This is a genomic window from Rhodoferax saidenbachensis, assembly GCF_001955715.1.
Classification (GTDB): domain Bacteria; phylum Pseudomonadota; class Gammaproteobacteria; order Burkholderiales; family Burkholderiaceae_C; genus Allorhodoferax; species Allorhodoferax saidenbachensis.
In genome coordinates this window covers 1,084,834-1,106,130 of the sequence record NZ_CP019239.1, presented here as the reverse complement: position 1 = coordinate 1,106,130, position 21,297 = coordinate 1,084,834, and the positions used below count along the sequence as shown (strand labels likewise).

Sequence of the window (21,297 nt, the reverse complement as noted above, 5' to 3'; positions counted from 1 at the left end):
GAACAGACTGTGACCGTAGCGCCGGTTGACGCCCTGCCCGCCATACCCGAGGACAGGGGCGGGCACCTGTACAGCGGTGAAGAGCGAAGCACGATGGCATCGCCTTCGGTCCATATGTCCACCGCCCCATAACGTTGCACCATGGCTCCATCGGCCAAATGCATCACCTTGACGTCGTGCACCATGACGTGCCTGACCTTGGCTCCGATCAGTTCCGCAGGCAACACCCTTACTTGCCTTTGGCCTGCGGCCGAGGCGTGACGTTGATGAAGTACGCGGGCTTGTACTTGTTCAGCGCCGTGGTGTAGTGATATTCGGGTTCGATCCAGTTGCCCACATCAATGATGTAGCTCCATTCGGGTGAGCCCTTCTGACCAGGAACACGTACGAAAACTACGTGACGCCCCATTTCTGTGATCTCGTCGTAGTCAACAAGCAAGATAGACGCGTTGCCAAGTTCTCCGTATGAACTGAACTCTTTGTAACTTGTGGCGACAAGGCCCGCAAGGTTGATAAGAATGGCGGCAATCTTGGATTCGTAAATGAAGTACGGCCCTACCGCTGGGACGCCAAGTTGCGCGGCCATCTTGTGGACATCGGCCAAGGATTTTTGACTGAGCGTGGCTATCGACGCGATGATGTCATCACAGCGCTCCTCCATTGCGACCCTCTTGAGAGGGGATTCAAAGCCTTCGGGGAGGCCGGTATGAGTTGCGGATTTTGAAGTTGCCATGGTCTCGTTCCTGGTTAGGTTGAAATCAAGCGTCCATGCGGCAGCCACACCGGGATTGGTGGAATCCAAAAACTGAAAGAGGAAAGGGATTCGAGTCTGCGAGTGGTGAGGGCTGGGCCTCAGTTCGCGTCTGGCTGTGCCGTTTTGGGCTTGGGTCGAATCTTGCCGTTCGGTGTGCGAAAGTTTGATTCGACAACTAAATTTTAGCCGCCTGCTTTGACTAGGGGGTGACTATATGACTTTGCCAGGCAGCGCATTTTTCAACTCTCAAGCCTTGTCATCCAACGCGTTCTACTGGCTGCCCCGCAAGACGGTGCCACCATATCTCAACACAGGCAACATCGATGTTTTCCCCGTTGTCCTGGTGAGCCATTATTTGCACCCGCTGAAGCAAAGGCTCAATATCCGCAGCATTACCGTATACAAGCAGTAGAGTTCGCGCGTACTCACCGTATCGGTGAAACGCTGTAAGCGTTCTTAGATCTTTTTTAAGACCAGCATTACTAGCTGACACAGGTTTGACTTCAATGACGGCGTAGTTTCCGCCCATGTCACCCGGCCGGTGGACGAGCAAATCAGGCTTCACGTTATCCAGATTATTGCCACGTATGAGAGGGTGACTTTTCTTGTCTACCTCGCCACCGAGTGAGTAATCGCAATTGGGCGGCCATCGACTGCGCAGTTGGTGGTAGAGCTCATAGCAATACACACGCTCCCGATAGATCGGGTTTTCCATGCCTGAAACCGGAAGCTGCATGTAGTCGGCTGCGACTTTCGCTGTGCCTTCAATGAAAATTTGATTGAACTTGTCCATCTTCAAAGCCTAGCTTGTGAATGGACGTCCCGCCTAACCATGAAAGAAAAAAGCCACTGCGAAACCGCAGTGGCTTTTTGATAGTTGCTTTGCTAGTTGAAAACTGATAAAGTGAAAAACTTTTATTAATCAACAACTTACAAGCATAACTGGCGGAGTGGACGGGACTCGAACCCGCGACCCCCGGCGTGACAGGCCGGTATTCTAACCAACTGAACTACCACTCCTGGTAGCGGTAACCATTTGCTCTTGCGAGCCAAGTCGCAAACCCTTTCGGACTTGCTGTTACCAACTTGCGCTTCGATTATCTTGCGATAAATCTTGGCGACCCCACGGGGATTCGAACCCCGGTACTCACCGTGAAAGGGTGATGTCCTAGGCCTCTAGACGATGGGGTCAAAACCTTGGACTAATCCGTTCTCAGAAATTTTGGTGGAGGTAAGCAGGATCGAACTGCTGACCTCTTGCATGCCATGCAAGCGCTCTCCCAGCTGAGCTATACCCCCTAAACCGAAGACAACTCTTACAAGTCATCTTATTTCCGAGCCTCAAATTATAACCTGAAAAATCAAACCTTGGCCAACCTCTCGATGACTTTTTCTTGTCCGCACAATTCCAGCACCGCATCCAGCGATGGCGTCTGGGGTGTACCCACCACCAAAACACGCACCGGCATGGCCAATTGCGGCATCTTCAGACCGTTGGCGGTCAATACTTCCTTGATGACCGCCGCAATGCTGGCCTTGTCCCAAGCCGTGGTGGAGAGCTTCTCACGCAGCATGGCGATGGCGGGTTTGACTGCATCGGTGACGTGCTGCGCTTTCTCTGCCGCATCGACCACCACATCTGCATAGAACTTCGCGGCCCAGGCAGCCAAAGCCACCGTGGTGTCGCAGCGGTCTTTCAACAAGGCGCAGACCAGTGGCAAATGGGATTCGATGGTTTCAGCAGACAACGTGACACCCAGCTTCACCAGTTGCGCGGCCACCAGCTTCGCCAAGCGCAGGTTATCCGCTTGCTTGATGTACTGCGCGTTGACCCACAGCAGTTTGGCCGGGTCCCACTGCGCGGGGCTCTTGTTCAAGTGTGTGCCATCAAACCAGCTCACCAGTTGCTCACGCGTGAACAGCTCTTCGTCGCCGTGGCTCCAGCCCAAGCGGGCCAAATAGTTCAGCATGGCTTCGGGCAGGTAGCCGCCGTCTTCATAGGCGGTGACGCTGACCGCGCCGCGGCGCTTGGACAGCTTCTGCCCATCGTCACCCAAAATCACCGGGCAATGGCCAAACTGTGGCAACGCTGCGCCCAGCGCGTTGAAGATATTGATTTGCCAGGGCGTGTTGTTGATGTGCTCGTCGCCGCGAAACACGTGGCTGATCTGCATATCCCAGTCGTCCACCACCACCGCAAAGTTATAGGTGGGAATGCCATCGGTGCGCACGATGATCAGGTCATCGATCTCGCGGTTGCTGATGGTGATGGGGCCTTTGACCAGATCGTTCCAGGTGACGTCGCCGTCCTGCGGATTGCAGAAACGCACCACGGGCTTCACGCCTTCGGGCACGGGCGGCAAGGTCTTGCCGGGCGCGGGGCGCCAGGTGCCGTCGTACAGCGCCTTTTCACCGCGCGCCTTCTTGGCTTCGCGCACAGCGTCCAGCTCTTCCGGCGTGCTGTAGCAGTAGTAGGCCTTGCCCTCCGCGATCATTTGATCGACCACCACCTTGTAGCGGTCCAGCCGCTGCATCTGGTAAATCGGGCCTTCGTCGTACTCCAGTCCCAGCCATTGCATGGAGGCGAGGATCTGGTCCACCGAATCCTGTGTGGAACGGGCCACATCCGTGTCTTCAATACGCAGCACAAACTCGCCACCAAAGTGGCGGGCATAGGCCCAGGAATACAAAGCGGTACGGGCGGTGCCCAGATGCAGAAAACCGGTGGGAGAGGGCGCAATGCGCGTACGTATTTTTGTCATTCTCAATGCAGGCTGCTCAGCCCGCGCAATAAATCAGTCTTGATGTCATCCAGGTGTTCCAGGCCCACACTCAAGCGGATCAGCCCTTGTGTCACACCTGCGGCCTGGCGCTGCACTTCGGTCAGGCGACCGTGCGATGTGCTGGCCGGATGGGCTGCCAGCGTCTTGGTGTCGCCCAGGTTGGTGCACAGCGACAACACCTGCATGGAGTCCAGCACATGGAAGGCGCGCGCGCGCGCCTGCTCCGGGCTGTCCGCTTTCATGGCCACCGACAACACGGCACCGCCCTGCCCGCCTTGCTGCGCCATGGCCAGGCGATGCTGCGGATGACTTTCCAGCCCCGGGTAATACACACGCTCCACCTGCGGCTGCTCTTGCAGCCACTGCGCCAGTGCCAACGCACTGGTGGATTGGGCGCGCATACGGATGCCCAGTGTTTCCATGCCCTTGAGCACCACCCAGGCGTTGAAGGGCGCCAGCGTCATGCCACCGCTCTTGAGGATGGGCAAAAACTTTTCCGTCACGAGTTGCTGGCTGGCACACAGCGCACCGGCCATCACGCGACCCTGGCCATCGAGGAACTTGGTACCCGAATGCATCACGATGTCCGCACCCAGCAGCATCGGGCGTTGCAAGGCGGGTGTGGCAAAACAGTTGTCCACGGCCAGCAAGGCGCCCGCGCCGTGGGCGATATCCGCCAGCGCAGCGATGTCACACACCTCGGTCAGCGGGTTGGTCGGGGTTTCGGCAAACAGCAGCTTGGTGTTGGGCCGCACGGCCGCCTTCCAGGCGTCCACATCGGTCTGCGAGACAAAGGTGGACTGCACACCAAACTTGGCCAGGTCCGAGCCGATCAGCTTGATCGTGGAGCCAAACATGGACTGCGAGCACACCACATGGTCACCCGATTGCAGCAGGCCCATGCACATCATCAAAATGGCCGACATGCCCGAAGCCGAAGAAATGGCCGCCTCTGCGCCCTCCATGCCCGCCAGGCGCTCTTCGAAGCTGGTGACGGTGGGGTTGCCGTAGCGGCCGTAGGTGTAGCCCTCTTCCTCGCCCGCAAAGCGGCGTGCGGAGGAGGCAGCATCAGGCTGCACGTAGCCGCTGGTCAGGTACAGGGCTTCGGAATTTTCGCCATACTGGCTACGATCCGCGCCCGAGCGCACGGCCAGGGTGTCCGGGTGCAGCCCGGGGGGGAGTTGCTTCTGTGTCATAGGCGGTTTCAATCCACGTGGTTGGGCAGCGCCAGGCGGGAGGTGTCCTCCTGCCCTTCTTCGCCGCCCACCCGGTTTTCATTCAGGCGCTCAATGTCGCCTGCGGTGATATCCCCGGTGACATACACGCCGTCAAAGCAGGAGGCGTCAAAACCCACCAGCTTCTTGTTCAGCGAACCAATGGCCTTCTTCATGCCATCCACGTCCTGGTAAATCAGGGCGTCGCAACCGATGATCTCGCGAATCTCGTCCACCGTGCGGTCGTGTGCGACCAGCTCGCTGCTGGTAGGCATGTCGATGCCGTACACGTTGGGGTAACGCACGGGTGGCGCGGCGCTGGCCAGGTAGACCTTGCGGGCACCGGCGTCACGCGCCATCTGCACGATCTCGCGGCTGGTGGTGCCGCGCACGATGGAATCGTCCACCAGCAGCACATTGCGGCCCTTGAATTCGCTGGCGATCACGTTGAGCTTCTGGCGCACGGACTTTTTGCGCACGCCTTGGCCGGGCATGATGAAGGTGCGGCCCACGTAGCGATTCTTCACAAACCCTTCGCGGTACGGCAGACCCAACAGTTGCGCCAGTTGTGCCGCGCTGGGGCGGCTGGATTCGGGAATCGGAATGACCACATCAATTTCGTTCGGCGGTACCGTGGAGATCACACGCTTGGCCAGTGCCTCGCCCAGATTCAGACGCGCCTGGTACACCGAGATGCCGTCCATCACCGAATCCGGGCGGGCCAAGTAGACGAATTCAAAGATACAGGGGTTGAGCACAGGCGCATCGGCGCATTGCTGGGCATGCACATTGCCCTGCAGATCAATGAACACAGCCTCGCCGGGCAACACATTGCGCTCAAACTGGAAACCGGTCCCTTCCAGCGTCACGGACTCACTGGCCACCATCACCTGGCCGTCGCCGTTCTTGCCTATGCACAGGGGACGAATACCGAACGGGTCGCGGAACGCCAGCACGCCGTGGCCAGCGATCAGCGCGATCACGGCGTACGAACCCTTCACGCGCTTGTGCACGTTGCGCACCGCGGCAAAGATGTCAAGCGGCTGCAGCGGCAGACCACGCGTGGTTTTTTCGATCTCGTGCGCCAGCACGTTGAGCAGGACTTCGGAGTCGCTCTCGGTATTGATGTGGCGGTGATCGGTACTGAACAGCTCGGCCTTCAGGGCATGGGCGTTGGTGAGGTTGCCGTTGTGCACCAGCACGATGCCGAAGGGCGCGTTCACGTAAAAGGGCTGGGCCTCCTCTTCACTGAAAGCGTTACCCGCCGTGGGGTAACGCACCTGGCCCAGGCCGCAGTTGCCCAGCAAGCTGCGCATATTGCGCGTGCGGAACACATCCTTCACCATGCCCTTGGCCTTGTGCATGAAGAACTTGCGCTCCTGCTGGGTCACGATGCCGGCTGCATCCTGCCCGCGGTGCTGCAACAGCAGCAGAGCGTCATAAATCAACTGATTGACCGGTGCGTTGCTGACAACGCCGACTATTCCGCACATGGTTTGTTACTCATTCAAGGTAGATATTTTCCGAATTCCTGCGGCAGTACGGGCTTGATGCCCTGCACTACCACCGTCGCAACTTTGGGCCCTGCGGCCTCTTGCCACCAATCTGCCGTGTGCAGGGGCGTCATGCCCACCACCACCGTCACGGCCAGCAGAATGATCACGCCGCGCAACAGGCCAAAGACGGCACCAAGCACGCGGTCTGCAGGGGCCAGCCCCACGGCAGCCATCAGCTTCTTGATCACAAACGCCAGCACGCTGCAGGCAAACACGGTGGCAATAAACACCAGCACAAAACCGGCCGCATAACGGATGGGCTCTGTGGCGCCCGACATCGGTAGCCACCGCGCGGCATCGGGCGCAAACCATTGCGCCAGCACAAACGCCGCAATCCAGCCCAGCAACGACAACACTTCGTACACCAGCCCGCGCCACGCTCCCAACAACAGGGAGAACAGCAGCACGCCTATAAAAATCCAGTCCAGAGCGGGCATGGTCTCAGACCGCTTCTAGAGTTCCAGAATCGCGGCGGGCAAGTCCAGCTTCTTGATCTTGTCGGCCGCCTTGTCGGCAGCCGCCTTGTTTTCAAACGGTCCCACGCGCACCCGGATGCGTTTGCCTTCGGAGGACTGCACCACCTGGGTATAGGTTTTCAGGCCAGCGCGCTCGACCTTCATGCGCGCTTCACGCGCCTTGGTCACTTCGGCGTAGGCGCCCACCTGCACCACAAAGCGGCCTGTGGCTGCGGCAGAGGCGGAACTGGCGGGTTTGGCAGCAGCCTCCTTGCCATCGAGCAAGGCACGGGCCTTGGCGCCGTCGTCTGGCTTGGCAGCGGGCTTTTCGGCCACTTTTTCGGCCGGCTTCTCAACCGGTTTGGGTTCTGGCTTGGGCGCAGGTTTGGCCGCCTCGACAGTTGGTTTGGGGGCAGGCGCGGGAGAAACCACACCTGTCGCCACGCGCGCGGGCGGTGCGGCAGACGCAGGGGCAGCAGGAGTCGCTGCAGCCGTAGCGGCCGGGGGCGCATCGACCGCGCCACTGGCTTGTGCCGAGGGAGCCGGTGCGGGCGCGGCGCCCAGCGGCTTGACCTTGTTGCGGTCCGGAATCTCGATGGGAATGTCTACGTCAATCGGGCGCGGCTGGTTGTCAAACACCAGCGGGAAGCCAATCACCCCCATCAGCACCAGAACAGCCGCACCAATCAGGCGGTGGCGGGCTCGCCTGCGCAAAGCCTCCACGCTCTCGGGTGCCGGTGCGGGGGCAGGTTGCGCGTCGCCGCCTTTGCGAAACTTGAAAAATGGCATGGATGGGTGACTCAGGAGTTCAGATGTTTGGCTTGCAGCCGGGGTACGCCTTCTATCAGCACGCCACCCACGGTGTAGAACGACCCAAAGACGACAATTCTATCAGCGGGGTCTGCCGCAGCCATGGCCGCATGCAGGGCTTGCATGGGGTCTGCGCACGCCTGCGCAGCCACATCCTTGCGGGTATTTTGGGCCTGCCACCGGGTTTGCAAGTCCTGGCCGCTGGCCGCACGGGCCGTGGGCAAATCGGTGAAATACCAACGGTCCACCATGGGCCCGACCTTGGCAAACATGGGCGCCAGGTCCTTGTCGGCCATGGCGCCAAACACCGCATGGGTGGTGGGGAAGAAGCCCATAGCGTCCAGATTGGCCGCCAGCGCAGCGACGGAATGCGGGTTGTGCGCCACGTCCAGCACCAGCGTGGGCTGGCCGGGAATGATCTGAAAACGCCCCGGCAGCTCCACAAACGCCAGCCCGTTGCGCACGGCCTGGGCGGTGATCGGCAGCTTGTCGCGCAGCGCGGCCAGCGCGGCCAGCACGCCCGATGCGTTGACCAGTTGGTTGGCCCCACGCAGCGCCGGGTAGGCCAAGCCGCTGTAGCGCCGCCCGCGCCCGGCCCAGCCCCATTGCTGCTTGTCGCCAGACACGTTGAAATCCTTACCCACCTGCCACAGGTCAGCGCCCACTTCCATGGCGTGGTCCAGCACGCTTTGCGGCGGCATGGGGTCGCTGACGATGACGGGGCGGCCGGTGCGCATGATGCCGGCCTTCTCGCGGCCAATGGCCTCGCGGGTGTTGCCCAGAAGCTCCATGTGGTCCAGGTCAATGCTGGTGATGACGGCGCAGTCGGCATCGATGATGTTCACCGCGTCCAACCGCCCGCCCAGGCCGACCTCCAGAATCACCACGTCCAGCCCCTCGCGGGACAGGGCCAGCAGGATGGCCAGGGTGGTGAATTCGAAGTAGCTGAGCGAGATTTCAGAGCCATTTTGGCCTCTAGCCCCCTCCACGTCTGCGAGAGCAGCTATAAATTTGCTAGCAGGTGCAGCCTCGCCCAGAAGGCGCATGCGCTCTTCAAAGTGCACCAGATGCGGCGAGGTGTAGACCCCGGTCTTGTACCCCGCCTGGCCCAGGATGCATTCGAGCATGGCGCAGGTGGAGCCCTTGCCGTTGGTGCCGGCCACGGTGATTACCGGGCAGTCAAACCGCAGGCCCAGGCGCTGGGCGACGGCGCCGACCCGCTCCAGACCGAGTTCAATGCCCTGCTGGCCGAGGGGGTGGAGGCGCTCGCAGTGGGCGAGCCATTCGTCAAGCGTGGTGTAGTTGGCAGTCATGGCGGGGGGATTGTCGCTTAGCGCTCGGCATAGGTGGCGCGTAGGGGCACTCCCCTTCTGGGCCAGGCGTAGGCACACGTCCGCCGTCAGCGGGCGAAAGCGCGCCACAACCCCTGGAATTTCGCTATGGCGCTCCGGCACATTTGGGCAGAAAATGCGCGCGTCATCCCAAAATCATGGCCGCGTCCAAAATCAACCTCCGCACCTGGCTGTCCAAGGGCACCTACCCTCGGCTGTACGTGCCTATCGTGTTGTTGATTCTGCTGGCCGTGCTGACGCGTTACCACTTCCTCATTGCGTCTGAAGTGGAAGAGGCGCAAAAGCGCTGGGTGACCGAGATCAACCGCATGGGGTTCTTTCTGCTGCCCGAGTTGCGCCGGGCGCCGGGCGATGCGCAGGCGATTCAAAGCAAGCTGGACGAAACGCTCCAGTTCACGCCCGGGCTGGCGGGCATGGTGTGGCAGGCTGGCGCGTTCACCGTCACCGCCAAAAGCCCTGCTCTGCCGCCCCCCGCCGTGCCGCAATGGTTTGCGTCCCTGGCGCATACCGAGCGCATTGAAAAGCAATTCAGCACGACCTTGGCCGATGGGCAACAGGCGGTCTTCACCGTCGCCGTCTGGCCAGACGCTTCGCTGGCGGATATCTGGAACGTGGTGGCCTCGCAAATCGGCATCTCCGCGCTCAACATCGTCACCATCTTCGTCGCCCTCACGCTGCTGCTGCGCGCCAACGCGCGCATGCTGAGTCGGCTGTCCGACGCCACGGTGGCGTTCCAGAGCGGCTTTCTGGATACGCGCATGGAGGTGAAGGGCACGCTGGAGGTGCAGACCGTGGCCGAGACCTTCAATGCGATGGCCACCCAGATCCAGCAATTGATCACGTCGCTGCAGAACTCCGAAGCCGAGCAGGCCGACCAGCTGTACTTCACCCGCCAGTTGGTGGACGCGTTTCCACTGCCGGTTTTTGTGCGCAGTGCGCGCGACATCTGCCTTGTCGTCAATCCCGCCTGGGAGCGCATGTTCGGCATCCCTGCAGAGGTGGCGATCGGCAACCCGATGCCGAGTGAATTCGATGACCTGGAAGACAACGTCATTGACATCACCACCGCCGAAGAAGAGGGCAGCCTCAAGGCCACAAAGCAAGAGGTTCACCGTTTCTATGTCAACGGCGAGACCCGCTACATGCTCTATTTCCGGGCACCATTTTTCAACCGCAGCGGTGCCCAGCTCGGCACCATTGCGGCGCTGGTTGACGTGACAGACCGCGAACCCGACGCGCGCCTGTCACTGTGGGCCGATAGCCGCTCGGGCTTGCCGTCGGTGCATTAGCCATCCCTACAATGCCGCCCATGATTACCCTTTACGGCATTCCCAACTGCGACACCGTCAAAAAAGCCCGCGACTGGCTCACAGCGCAAGGCGTTGACTACAGCTTCCACGACTTCAAAAAGCAAGGCGTCCCCACCGCGCTGCTGCCCGGCTGGATAGACGCCGTGGGCCTGGACAAGCTGATCAACCGCAAAGGCCCCACCTGGCGCAAGCTGGACGACGCCACCCAAGCCAGCGTGGTGGACACGCCGTCCGCCATGGCGGTGATGCAGGAACACAGCAGCGTGATCAAACGCCCGGTGGTGGTGTGGCGCGATGGCAGCGTGACCGTGGGCTTCAGCCCGGAAAGCTTCGCCGGGCGCCCCGTCTGAGCCCATATCCGTTCGGCCGGAGTAGCGCGCACCAACATTCCCCCCGCCCCGTTCGGGCTGAGCCTGTCGAAGCCTTCCACAAGGCCTGGATTTGTCTGGGCTGCGTTTCGACAAGCTCAACGCGAACGGATTGGATCCGCAAAGCCCTAAAATTGCGGGTTTCCCCCTCCTACCCTTCCCTCGCACCATGACCACCACCCAGATCCCCGGCGTCACCGTTACCACCAAGGCCAATGTCTACTTTGACGGCAAGTGCGTCAGCCACGGCTTCACCCTGGCCGACGGCACCAAGAAGTCGGTGGGCGTGATCCTGCCCGCCACGCTGACCTTCAACACCGGCGCCCCCGAGATCATGGAATGCGTGGGCGGTAGCTGCGACTACCAACTGGACGGCACCGACGCATGGGTCACCTCCGGTGAAGGCCAAAAATTCAGCGTGCCCAGCAACGCCAAGTTCCAGATCCGCGTGACCGAGGGCTTTGAGGCTTATCACTACATCTGTCACTTTGGCTAAGACCCAACCTCAGTTCGGGCTGAGCCTGTCGAAGCCCTGCCAGCCCTTCGACAAGCTCAGGGCGAACGGTCACCCCCTCCACAACCACTCCTAATTTAATAGCTGCTTGCGCACACTCCACGCGGGCTAGAGGCACATTTCATGTCCAACACCATTCTGCAAAACATCCCCGCCAACCAAAAGGTCGGTATCGCGTTCTCCGGCGGCCTGGACACCAGCGCCGCGCTGTTGTGGATGAAACAGAAGGGCGCCCTGCCCTACGCCTACACCGCCAACCTGGGCCAGCCCGACGAAGCGGATTACGACGAGATCCCGCGCAAGGCCATGGAATACGGCGCCATCAAGGCCCGCCTGGTGGACTGCCGCCCGCAGCTCGCCGCTGAAGGCATTGCCGCGCTGCAGTCCGGCGCGTTCCACATCACCACCGCTGGCGTCACCTACTTCAACACTACGCCGCTGGGCCGCGCGGTGACCGGCACGATGCTGGTGTCGGCCATGAAGCAGGACGACGTGAACATCTGGGGCGACGGCTCCACGTTCAAGGGCAACGACATCGAGCGCTTCTACCGCTATGGCCTGCTGACCAACCCCGCGCTGAAGATCTACAAACCCTGGCTGGACCAGCAGTTCATCGACGAGTTGGGCGGCCGCTCTGAGATGAGCGCGTTCATGACGGCCAACGGCTTTGGCTACAAGATGAGCGCCGAGAAGGCCTACAGCACCGACAGCAACATGCTGGGCGCCACGCACGAAGCCAAAGACCTGGAAAACCTCAACACCGGCATCAAGATCGTCAACCCCATCATGGGCGTGCCGTTCTGGAAAGACGACTGCGTGGTCAAGGCCGAAGAAGTCAGCGTCACCTTTGAAGAAGGCCGCCCCGTCGCGCTCAACGGCGTGCAATACCCCGACCTCGTGAGCCTGATCCTCAAGGCCAACGAAATCGGCGGCCGCCACGGCCTGGGCATGAGCGACCAGATCGAAAACCGCATCATCGAAGCCAAGAGCCGCGGCATCTACGAAGCCCCGGGCCTCGCGCTGCTGTTCATCGCCTACGAGCGCCTGGTCACCGGCATCCACAACGAAGACACCATCGAGCAATACCGCATGAACGGCAAGAAGCTCGGCCGCCTGCTGTACCAGGGCCGCTGGTTCGACAGCCAGGCCATCATGCTGCGCGAAACCGCCCAACGCTGGATCGCGAGCGCCATCACCGGCACCGTGACGCTGGAACTGCGCCGCGGCAACGACTACTCGCTCTTGAACACCGAATCCCCCAACCTGACCTACGCGCCTGAGCGCCTGAGCATGGAAAAGGTGGAAGACGCGCCGTTCTCGCCGCTGGACCGTATTGGGCAACTGACGATGCGTAATCTGGACATCACCGATACACGTGCCAAGCTGCAGGTCTATTCCAACGCCGGGATGCTGGAGCTGGGCAAGGGTGAGGATTTCCTAAAGTTGGGTAAGTAAGCCAATTCCGACTTCCCACAAGACAAAGCCCGCGAAAGCGGGCTTTGTTTTTGGCGGCCGATCTCTTGCGGTTTCACACCCGAAAAACATCTTCCGCCATGTTGTCCAGCTTCACCTTGACCTCACGCCAACGCGGCATGTGCCTATCCAGTGCTCCATAGAACTTGGGGCTATGGTTGTGGTGCAGCAAATGACACAACTCATGCAGCAAAACGTAGTCAATGCATTCGCGCGGTGTTTTGACTAACAGCGGATTCAGCGTAATGCGGCCTGACGGCGAACAACTTCCCCACTGCACTGTCATGAACTGAAGACGCGTGGGGGGAAGCTGCTTCACCCAACGCAGTGGCGCCGCCACAGCGGCGAGGCGATCAGCAAACAGTTCACGGGCACGCAAGCGATACCATGCCTCCAACGCGGTCCGAACCATGGCTGGTGAGCGCTCTGGCACCGTCACGACAACAAAAGCCCCGCGCATGCGAACCTGGGGTGCTGCCTTGGCCTGTGCGAACACCTTCAGCCGATAACGCCGCCCCAGATAGTGCAACGACTCGCCACTGACGTATTCGCGTGGGAGTAGGTGAGCTAACCGCTGCTTCGCCGCACCAACGTGCTGACTGATCCAGCGAGACCGTTTTTTCACGGCGGCCAATACCGTGCTCAAAGGCGCGGCATCTGGCGCATCCACCAGTACGCGGCCATCCGGCTCCACATGAATCGCCACGCGCGTCACCGTCCGTGATGGCTGGCGGCGCAAACTGAAGGCGATGACCTCGTCCCCGTAGCTCAGGTGATGCTGGGACAAGCGCTCAGATACCAGCATGTTCACGACTTGCTCAAGCCAACGCGAGTGATCTGAATGACCTGCTCCACCACCAGCTTCGCATTGTCCAAACCCAGCGTGCCAAACAACAAAGGCAACAAGCCCTTGCGAATTGCGGCTTCGATGTTCTGCGGATTCAGCGAGTTTTCGGCAACTGCATCCCGCACCATGGCGTCCATGGCGACGGCTTGATCGACCAATGTGTCGTGCGCCTCTTTGCCAAGACCCGCAAGGGCCTCATCACCCAAGACCAGACGCATCGCACCAAAATATGCCTTGGCATGCGGCCTGTCTGCTAGTGCATCGGGCACGCCAGGAATTGCGCGCACCTCCAGCTTCTGTGCAAACTCCTGAAACAACGCGTACTGCTTGAGCGGATGGTCAAACATGGCTTCGGCTTCAGCAATGGCTTGTTTCAGCAACTCGCCAAACACCTTCTGTGCGTAGGGGTCGCCCGCCAGTTCCTGTTCAATGGTTTTGCGCAAGCGGGTACGGATCATGTCCGTCTCGTTGCGCGTCTTTTCTTCGGACCAATCTTTAGGATCTTCTGCCTTGCCCAACTGGTGGACCATGTACACGCCCTGGGGCTCGCGCACTTCGGTGCCAATGACTTGTTTGTCCACCAGCTTACGGATTTGCTCTTCATAGGTGCTGTAGTCCACCGTTTCCATGGCGTCGCGTCGGGCCGTCTGCCGCAGTTCTGAAAAGAAGCCAAGGTCAGACTTGTAACGTGCAATCAGATTTTCTGAAAAACTTTTGTCTTCAAAAAAGCTGCGCGAAGAAAGCGCGGTCTGCAGACAAAGGCCAAAAGCGGTCAGCGCTTCATAAAAGTCGTCACGCAGCTTCTGGCGTTCGTCATAGTCTTCCCCATCCACGCCTTTGACAAACTTGGGCGTCAGCACCTGTCGGTATTGCTCGCGGTCCAGCCTGTTTTCCACACTCTTGAAGAACGACCACAGGCGGTCATGCAAGGCGGGCAGGCGCTTGTATTCGGTGCTGAACTGCTGGTACAGCCCCTCAATATCCGCCATATCAAAACCGCCCTGGGTACGAGTCTCCAGGTCTTGGTAGGCGCGAATAGCCGTATCCAACTCTTTCAAAATGCCCCGGTAGTCCACCAGCACGCCATAGCGCTTGGCGTCGTGCAGGCGATTCACCCGCGCCACGGCCTGAATCAGGTTATGGCCCTTGAGCGGTTTGTCGATGTACAGCACCGCATTGCGGGGCTCATCAAACCCGGTCAGCAACTTGTCCACCACGATCAGCAAGTCCGGCGCCCCGTCCGTACCAAAGTCGCTGACGACCTGCTTCTCGTAGGCTTCCATGTCAGCATAGGAAGCCATGTTTTGCTTCCACCACTTTTGCACCTCCGGCAGCTTGTCTTCGTCTACGTCAGAATTGCCCTCCCGCGTGTCGGGCGGCGAGATAATGACGACACTGCTTACCAGCCCCGTGTCATCCAAGGCCTTTTTGTAGCGAATCGCATCCAGCTTGCTGTCGGTGGCCACCTGCCCTTTCAAGCCCGTGCCCAAACCCTTGATGTTTTCGCTGAAGTGCGTGGCAATGTCCCAGGCAATCAGCTCGATGCGATTGGCAGCACCGTAGATAGCACCCTTTTTCGCAAACTTGCGTTTCAGGTCGGTGCGCTGCGCATCGCTCAGGTTGGCCGTGATTTTTTCAAACCAGCGGTTGACCGCCTCTTCATTGATGTCCAGCTCGGGCACCCGCTCTTCGTACAGCAACGGGGCCACCGTTTCATCTTCCACGGCGCGCTGCATGGTGTACGCATGGACGATGGGGCCAAACTTATTGGCAGTCTTTTCATTTTTCAACAAGGGCGTACCAGTGAAAGCGATGTAGGCGGCCTTGGGCAAGGCCTTCTTCATACGCTCATGCGTCTCGCCGCCATGGCTGCGGTGCCCCTCATCCACCAACACAATCAGGTTGGGCGAGTCATTGCGGCACTCGGGCAACTTGGATGCCGTGTTGAACTTGTGAATCAAGGTAAAAGAGATGCGCTCCGTGCCGCCGCCAATGCGCTTGGCCAGATCGCGGCCCGACAAAGCCCGGCTCTTTTCACCGTCTTTCTTGATGGCAATGGCGGAGCCAAATGCACCGCTCGATATGAAGTTGCGTGACAGTTGCCCTTCCAGGTCAATCCGGTCGGTCACAACCACCACGCGGCATTCCTTGAGGGCATCCACCAGTAACAAGGCCTTGGTCAAAAACACCATGGTGAAACTCTTGCCCGAACCCGTGGTGTGCCACACCACACCGCCCTGCCGCCCACCGTCCGGCCGCAATTGACGAATGCGGTCCAGCAGCGCGCGGATGCCAAAGAACTGCTGGTAGCGCGCGACGATCTTGCCGACCTTGCGGTCAAACAGCACAAACCCGCGCAAAAACTCCAGCAGCCGCGCCGGTGTCAACAGGCTGGCCAGCAAGCGATCCTGGTCGGTGGGCTGCATGGTTTGCGCCCACAGGGAATCAAAGTAAGCCGCCAAAGCTGCTGGCTTTCCCTCGAACAACGCAGCACGCGTGCCCGGCTGCAACGCGGCGTTCTTCCAGGCGCTGATCTGTGCTTCGTCAAACTCTTCTTCCCGCCACTTGGCCCAGAACTTGGCAGCCGTGTGTGTGGTGCCATAGCGCCCTTCGGTCTGGCTGATGGACAGCAGCAACTGCGCATAGGCAAACAGGTTGGGAATTTCGTCTGGCCGCTGGTTGCGCAGGTGTTGGCTGATGCCTTCTTCCACCATCGCCTTGGCCGGGTTGCTGCCGCCCGATGATTCGGGGCGCTTGGCCTCGATCACCACCAGCGGTATGCCGTTCACATAACAAACCACATCCGGTAGCCGCGTGTGCGTGCCTTGCGCAGCCAAGACCTCCAGTTCTTCCGTCACATCCCAGCGGTTGGCCGCTGTGTCCACCCAGTCGATCACATGAATCGTGGGCTGATGCTTCTTGCCATCGGGCATGAACTCGGTTACGGTGATGCCCAAAGCCAGCTTGCCATACAGCCGCTCGTTGGCAGGTAGCAAGCCTTCGGCCAAACTCAGCGCTGATAGTTCGCGCACGATTTGGTCAATGCCACTGGGGGACAGCGGGTACCACTCGCCCTTGTATTCATAGCGCCGGGTCTGCAAGACCTCGATCAAGCGGCCTTTGAGCAGCACCTCACGTGTGCTGCCACGCATGGCCAGAGTTTGCGCGGTGGAGATGAAGTTCCAGCCTAGGTTGCACAGAAGGTGCAGCGCGGGAATGTGGGTGCTGTATTGCTCGCGGGAGTTGGGCGTGGTGTTCATGCCTGCGCCTCTGCCTCAGCTTCTGGCAGCTTGACGCGACGCTTGCCGGTGAGGAGTTGGGACATAAGAGCCACCTTTTCTTGGCGAAGCACCGCCAATTGGTCCCGAATGACTGCGATCTGCTGATCGGCTTTTTCTAGGACGGCTGCAATGCTGCGCTGCTCCTGGACGCCTGGAATTCGAATCTTGATCTTCGCGAAGTGAGAGAATTTTAGATTCCACGTATCTGAAACAAGCCCTTGCGAATGGCGGTAGAAGAGGAAGATGAGCGACTGAGACTTAAAGAGGTAGGACGCAAACGTCCCGTCAATCAAAGCACTTGGTGTTATGACCGTGTATGCAGGGCTGATGATTCCTTCATGCCTGGAGACAGCTGAGACACCTTGCCACATTCGCATGGTGTTGTAGCCAATGTCGCCGGCGCAGATCCTCAGATACTTCGACTTGTCTTCATTTGAAGTGTCCTTTCGTCCTACATCTTCTCGCGGAATGACACCCTGGTCCCGTGTAATGGAAAGTAGCGGTAAACCATCTCGGCTTGACTCAACTCGCTCTGAAAATATTTCGCCGAGTGCATGCTGCTTCCAACCTTCGGTGTCCCCTTTCACTCGAATTTTTCCAAGTAGCAATCCTTGCATTAATCCGAGCTTCTGCTGTTCGCTATTGGATAGCAACTGCTCCGTGGTGGCGATCGCTTGATCCCAGGTGGAGAGGATTTTGGCGATGCGGCGTTGTTCCGGAAGCGGGGGTAACACCACATCGACGGATTTCAACAAGTCTGTATCGAGTTTCCCCGTGCCGTGACCCGCCGTATCGACCATGCCTAGAACGACATGCTTTTTGCTCTGTAGTTGGTATGCAAAAAATCGTGCGTCCAAGCAGTCCTTGGGAACAATCGCCTTGATGTCTTGGTTAAAAGCAACATCTCGCATGGCAAGACTGATAGGGAGATCCTTCAGCAATGCCATTCCACGTGTCACAACCAACACTGAATTTGCGGGTGCGATCGATGCCGCGGCCTTCCCCGACAGGGTGAGAGTTAAGCCGGTCTTGTGGAGCCAAGGCGTTTTCATGTCTTTCACGGTCACCCATGGAAAGTCGCCAGACCAGTAGTTTGGATTTTCTTTACTCGGGGTATTGCCGGAAAGGAGCTTGGTGCAATCCCCGATCGTGCTGCGTTGCCAATCCTTAGGAAGCATCACGCCCACCTTTCTTCTTCGTCGGCAGCGGCTCCACTTCGACCAAGGGCGTCACGCCCATCTCGCTTCTTCCTGCCGACAGTCTGTCAAAGTCAGACTGGTACAGGCGGTCCTGCACGATGCGGTATTTCTCAAATTCGCTCTCGGCGTGGGCTCGCGCAATCTCTGCCGTAACCTGACCGGCATCCTGCAGCACCTGCCGGTCGGTGGCGGTGATGAAGCGGTTCAGGCGCGTCTCCCAGTCCTGCATGGTCATGGGGATCTGGCGCAGCGCCATGTCTTCGGCCACGTCGAGGTAGGCGGACACCAGGCGCTGCAGTTGCGCCAGTTCGCTGGTCGTCAGGTAGTTCTTGGCGACGACCACGTCAAATTTCTGGACCTTGCCGGCGGGGGCATCCTTCCAGGAGGTAAGCCCCATGTGGTCCTGGCTCGCGTCGGTGCGGCTGTAGATGACCTCGGCCGCTGTCTGCCCGTGGATGGCCCAGTGCAGCTTGTTTTGCACGGTGGCAAAAAAGCGCTGGGTGGCCTGGGCCTGGCTGTCGTAGTCAATGGCCGTGGCATAGAGGTCGGTAATTTTTTGATAGAACTTGCGCTCGGAAAGCCGGATTTCCCGGATGCGCTGCAGTTGCTCTTCGAAATATTGTTTGGTGAGTACCGAGCCGTCGTTTTTCAGACGCTCGTCGTCCATCGCGAAGCCCTTGATGGTGAAGGACTCGACGATGGCGCTGGCCCATTTGCGGAACTGCACCGCACGCTCGGAGTTGACCTTGTAGCCGACAGCGATGATGGCGGCCAGACTGTAGTGCTGGGTGTCGTATGTCTTGCCGTCGCTGGCAGTTATCCGGAATTTCCGGATAACTGAATCTTCGGACAGCTCCCTGTCCGAGAAGATCTTCTTGAGGTGCTCGTTGACTGTACGGACGTTCACGTCATAGAGCTGCGCCATCATCTTCTGCGTCAGCCAGACGTTTTCGTCGGCGTAGATGGCCTCTACGCCGCCCTTACCCGCAGCCGCAACAAAGGTCAGGTATTCGGCTGCCGATGAGCGGGTGATATTGTGCGCAGGCGTTGAAGCCTTGCCAGCGGATTTGCTCCCGGCACTCTCGCGCTTACTCATAGCCCAACTCCTTCAAGTACACGGCCATCTGTGCCTCCAGGGTCGCTAACTCGGCCTTGAGTTGCTCGCGCTCTTTGCGCACGGCCATGAGGTCAATCTCCGCCTCTTCCTCGAATGTGTCCACATAGCGCGGGATGTTGAGGTTGAAGTCGTTCTCAGCAATCTCGGCGGGGGTGGCCAGATGGGCGTATTTATCTGACCCCTGCCGTGTGAATGCAGTGCTCAGGATGCGTTGCAGGTCGGACTCACGCAGGTAGTTCTGGTTCTTGCCTGCTTCGAAGTCACGACTGGCATCGATGAACAGCACCTTGTCGTCCGTCTTGTTCTTGCGGAACACCAGAATGGCGGCTGGAATGCCGGTGCCATAGAACAGTTTTTCTGGCAGGCCAATCACCACGTCCAGCAGGTTTTCTTCAATCAGCTTTTGGCGAATGCGCCCCTCTGCTGCGCCACGGAACAATACGCCGTGTGGCACCACCACCGCCATGCGCCCGGTGCCGGGCTTCATGACTTCAATCATGTGAAGGATGAAGGCATAGTCACCCTTGGTGCGCGGAGGCACGCCACGGCGGAAGCGGCTGTACTGGTCAGCTTCTGCCCCTTCGTGACCCCACTTCTCCAGGCTGAAGGGCGGATTCGCCACCACGATGTCGAAATGCTTGAGCGTTAGGAGTTTGGCAGGCGCTGCTGCAGGCGGCTTTTTCACGCCTCGCGCCGCAGCAAAAAAATCATAAGAAGGTGCATCTCCCTCCAGCAGCTTGGGGTTGCGAATGGTGTCACCCCACTCAATGCGGTGGTTGTCCTCGCCATGCAAAAACATGTTCATCTTGGCCAGCGCCCAGGTGCTGCCAATGGCTTCCTGCCCATACAGCGCGTATTTGCGGGACCCCGTGTTGTCGCGAATCAAGCGACCGCATTTCATAAGCAGGGAGCCTGAGCCGCATGTGGGGTCGCAAATCTCATCACCCTCTTGCGGGTTCATCAGCCGCGCCATCAGTGATGACACCTCGGGTGGCGTGTAGAACTCACCGGCTTTTTTGCCGCTGGTGGAGGCAAAGTTCTTGATGAGGTATTCGTAGGCGTTGCCAATCACATCCAACTGGCCGACGCGGCTGGGGCGCAGATCCAGCGCTGGCTTGGAAAAGTCTTCCAGCAGGTGGCGCAGGATGTCGTTCTTCTGTTGCTCATCGCCCAGTTTGTTCTGGTTGAAGCTGATGTCCTGAAACACATCGCGCAGCTTGGTGATGTTGGCTTCTTCAATGGCGTGCAGGGCCTTGTCGATGCGTTCGCCATTCCCGGGGCTGTGACGCAGGCTGTGTAGGGCGTAGAAGCTGGCGCTGGGTGGCAATACAAAGCGCTCGCTCTTGAGCATTTCTTCAATCAGCTTGGGGTGGTCGCCGTATTGCTTTTTGTAAGTGTCGTAATGGTCTTGCCAGACATCGGACACGTATTTGAGGAACAGCATGGTCAGGACAAAGTCCTTGTAAATGCTGGGATCCACGGTGCCACGGAAGGTATCGCACGCGGCCCAAACTGCAGCGTTGATTTCGTCTTGGCTGACTGCAGAAGCCAAGGAGGTTTGGGTTGTAGTGGTGTCGTTCATAGCGGTCTTATTTTTAGGCTTCTTTGCAAATGATTAGGTCATAGCCCGGAACAGGCTGTCCGCGAGCACATGGAGCTGCTGCTCGCGGTTGCGAATGAGTTGGGTGAGTGTTCTGCGTTCCTGGTGCGCAAGTTCGGCGAGCGCGACGATACGGCGTTGATCTGCCATTGTTGGAATGCAAAGCGTCAAGGATTCCAGAACTGGCCTGCGGATGCTGAGTTGACTGCTGCCTTCGGCGGCCTGCTGAAGTTGTCGCTGAAAAGGGGGTTGATTGATCTGCCAGGCCAGAAAGGCTGGCATAAGCGCCGCCGGAGACTTCACTTTCAGGTGAAAGAAATGAGGGCTGCATACGGCGGGGCTAGGAGGCTCGTCAATGCAAACGGCGTAGAAGCGGGCTCCCTTGGAAACAAACAGGACATCCCCTGCTTTGAGCCAATCGGGCTGTTTGCGCCCTAGAAGCGTGGTGCGCGTAGCACCAGACCAAGCGACTCCATGCTCGGGATCGACGTCTTTCATCTGCACAGCCAAAACATCTCCGTCCGCCGACTCCTCAATGGAACCCCGAAAGGGATAGCCGCCTTGCAAATCGGTTAAATCAAAGATAGTTAAAACATTTGCATCAATTGTCATGACGCAATGCTACAGCAATTTTTTGCAATTGCAATAATTTTTGCGTCATAGC

General features: G+C 59.2%; 18 protein-coding genes and 3 tRNA genes. 4 read left to right on the top strand and 17 right to left on the bottom strand.

Annotation, left to right across the window (positions count from 1 at the left end; genetic code table 11):
* Positions 1–229: 229 nt before the first annotated feature.
* The 11 genes from RS694_RS05295 to folC all read right to left on the bottom strand — a co-directional run bounded on the left by RS694_RS05295 (position 230) and on the right by folC (position 8,885).
* Positions 230–733 carry a hypothetical protein gene (locus RS694_RS05295; protein ID WP_152528759.1) on the bottom strand — a complete coding sequence of 168 codons (504 nt, stop codon included), beginning with the start codon at positions 731–733 and terminating at the stop codon, positions 230–232.
* Positions 734–1,010: 277 nt separating this feature from the next.
* On the bottom strand, positions 1,011–1,547 hold the full coding sequence (locus RS694_RS05290) for a hypothetical protein (RefSeq protein WP_051391693.1): 537 nt from the start codon (positions 1,545–1,547) through the stop codon (positions 1,011–1,013).
* Between the two features lie 150 nt (positions 1,548–1,697).
* Positions 1,698–1,774, bottom strand: a tRNA-Asp gene (locus RS694_RS05285).
* A 95-nt stretch (positions 1,775–1,869) separates the two neighbouring features.
* A tRNA-Glu gene (locus tag RS694_RS05280) sits at positions 1,870–1,945 on the bottom strand.
* A gap of 32 nt (positions 1,946–1,977) precedes the next feature.
* Positions 1,978–2,053, bottom strand: a tRNA-Ala gene (locus tag RS694_RS05275).
* Positions 2,054–2,115: 62 nt separating this feature from the next.
* A complete protein-coding gene (gene gltX / locus RS694_RS05270; RefSeq protein ID WP_076069441.1) occupies positions 2,116–3,516 on the bottom strand; it encodes a glutamate--tRNA ligase in 1,401 nt (466 codons plus the stop codon).
* Between the two features lie 2 nt (positions 3,517–3,518).
* Complete coding sequence (locus RS694_RS05265) at positions 3,519–4,733, bottom strand: O-succinylhomoserine sulfhydrylase (protein WP_029706143.1); 1,215 nt, start codon at positions 4,731–4,733, stop codon at positions 3,519–3,521.
* 8 nt (positions 4,734–4,741) lie between these two features.
* Positions 4,742–6,244, bottom strand: coding sequence for an amidophosphoribosyltransferase (purF, locus tag RS694_RS05260; protein ID WP_076069438.1), 1,503 nt, complete (start codon positions 6,242–6,244; stop codon positions 4,742–4,744).
* A 14-nt stretch (positions 6,245–6,258) separates the two neighbouring features.
* Entirely contained in the window at positions 6,259–6,744 is a 486-nt protein-coding gene (locus RS694_RS05255) for a CvpA family protein (protein ID WP_029706145.1), read from the bottom strand.
* A 15-nt stretch (positions 6,745–6,759) separates the two neighbouring features.
* Positions 6,760–7,551: an SPOR domain-containing protein gene (locus RS694_RS05250; RefSeq protein ID WP_029706146.1), complete on the bottom strand. Its 792-nt coding sequence runs from the start codon at positions 7,549–7,551 to the stop codon at positions 6,760–6,762.
* Positions 7,552–7,562: 11 nt separating this feature from the next.
* Complete coding sequence (gene folC, locus RS694_RS05245) at positions 7,563–8,885, bottom strand: bifunctional tetrahydrofolate synthase/dihydrofolate synthase (protein WP_029706147.1); 1,323 nt, start codon at positions 8,883–8,885, stop codon at positions 7,563–7,565.
* 176 nt (positions 8,886–9,061) lie between these two features.
* Between folC and RS694_RS05240 the strand changes: the two genes are divergently transcribed.
* The 4 genes from RS694_RS05240 (at position 9,062) to argG (ending at position 12,571) form a co-directional block, all read left to right on the top strand.
* A complete protein-coding gene (locus RS694_RS05240) occupies positions 9,062–10,213 on the top strand; it encodes a PAS domain-containing protein (RefSeq protein ID WP_076069434.1) in 1,152 nt (383 codons plus the stop codon).
* Between the two features lie 11 nt (positions 10,214–10,224).
* A complete protein-coding gene (locus RS694_RS05235) occupies positions 10,225–10,584 on the top strand; it encodes an ArsC family reductase (protein ID WP_029706149.1) in 360 nt (119 codons plus the stop codon).
* Positions 10,585–10,771: 187 nt separating this feature from the next.
* Positions 10,772–11,098, top strand: a complete 327-nt coding sequence (gene ppnP / locus RS694_RS05230) for a pyrimidine/purine nucleoside phosphorylase (protein WP_029706150.1) — start codon at positions 10,772–10,774, stop codon at positions 11,096–11,098.
* A 141-nt stretch (positions 11,099–11,239) separates the two neighbouring features.
* Positions 11,240–12,571, top strand: coding sequence for an argininosuccinate synthase (gene argG / locus RS694_RS05225; RefSeq protein WP_029706151.1), 1,332 nt, complete (start codon positions 11,240–11,242; stop codon positions 12,569–12,571).
* 73 nt (positions 12,572–12,644) lie between these two features.
* Here argG and RS694_RS05220 read toward each other — a convergent pair whose 3' ends face one another.
* Genes RS694_RS05220 through RS694_RS05195 form a run of 6 tightly spaced genes read right to left on the bottom strand, consistent with a single transcriptional unit; the run spans position 12,645 to position 21,245 of the window.
* A complete protein-coding gene (locus tag RS694_RS05220; protein ID WP_029706152.1) occupies positions 12,645–13,394 on the bottom strand; it encodes a M48 family metallopeptidase in 750 nt (249 codons plus the stop codon).
* A gap of 2 nt (positions 13,395–13,396) precedes the next feature.
* Positions 13,397–16,696, bottom strand: a complete 3,300-nt coding sequence (locus tag RS694_RS05215) for a type I restriction endonuclease subunit R (protein ID WP_029706153.1) — start codon at positions 16,694–16,696, stop codon at positions 13,397–13,399.
* Positions 16,693–17,895 carry a restriction endonuclease subunit S gene (locus RS694_RS05210; protein WP_076069995.1) on the bottom strand — a complete coding sequence of 401 codons (1,203 nt, stop codon included), beginning with the start codon at positions 17,893–17,895 and terminating at the stop codon, positions 16,693–16,695. Before RS694_RS05210 ends, RS694_RS05215 begins: the two co-directional genes overlap by 4 nt.
* Positions 17,885–19,012 carry a virulence RhuM family protein gene (locus RS694_RS05205; RefSeq protein ID WP_051391695.1) on the bottom strand — a complete coding sequence of 376 codons (1,128 nt, stop codon included), beginning with the start codon at positions 19,010–19,012 and terminating at the stop codon, positions 17,885–17,887. The genes RS694_RS05210 and RS694_RS05205 overlap by 11 nt, the downstream gene beginning before the upstream one ends.
* Positions 19,005–20,615, bottom strand: coding sequence for a type I restriction-modification system subunit M (locus tag RS694_RS05200; RefSeq protein WP_051391696.1), 1,611 nt, complete (start codon positions 20,613–20,615; stop codon positions 19,005–19,007). Before RS694_RS05200 ends, RS694_RS05205 begins: the two co-directional genes overlap by 8 nt.
* 33 nt (positions 20,616–20,648) lie before the next feature.
* Positions 20,649–21,245 carry a restriction endonuclease subunit S gene (locus tag RS694_RS05195; RefSeq protein WP_029706157.1) on the bottom strand — a complete coding sequence of 199 codons (597 nt, stop codon included), beginning with the start codon at positions 21,243–21,245 and terminating at the stop codon, positions 20,649–20,651.
* Between the last annotated feature and the right edge of the window lie 52 nt (positions 21,246–21,297).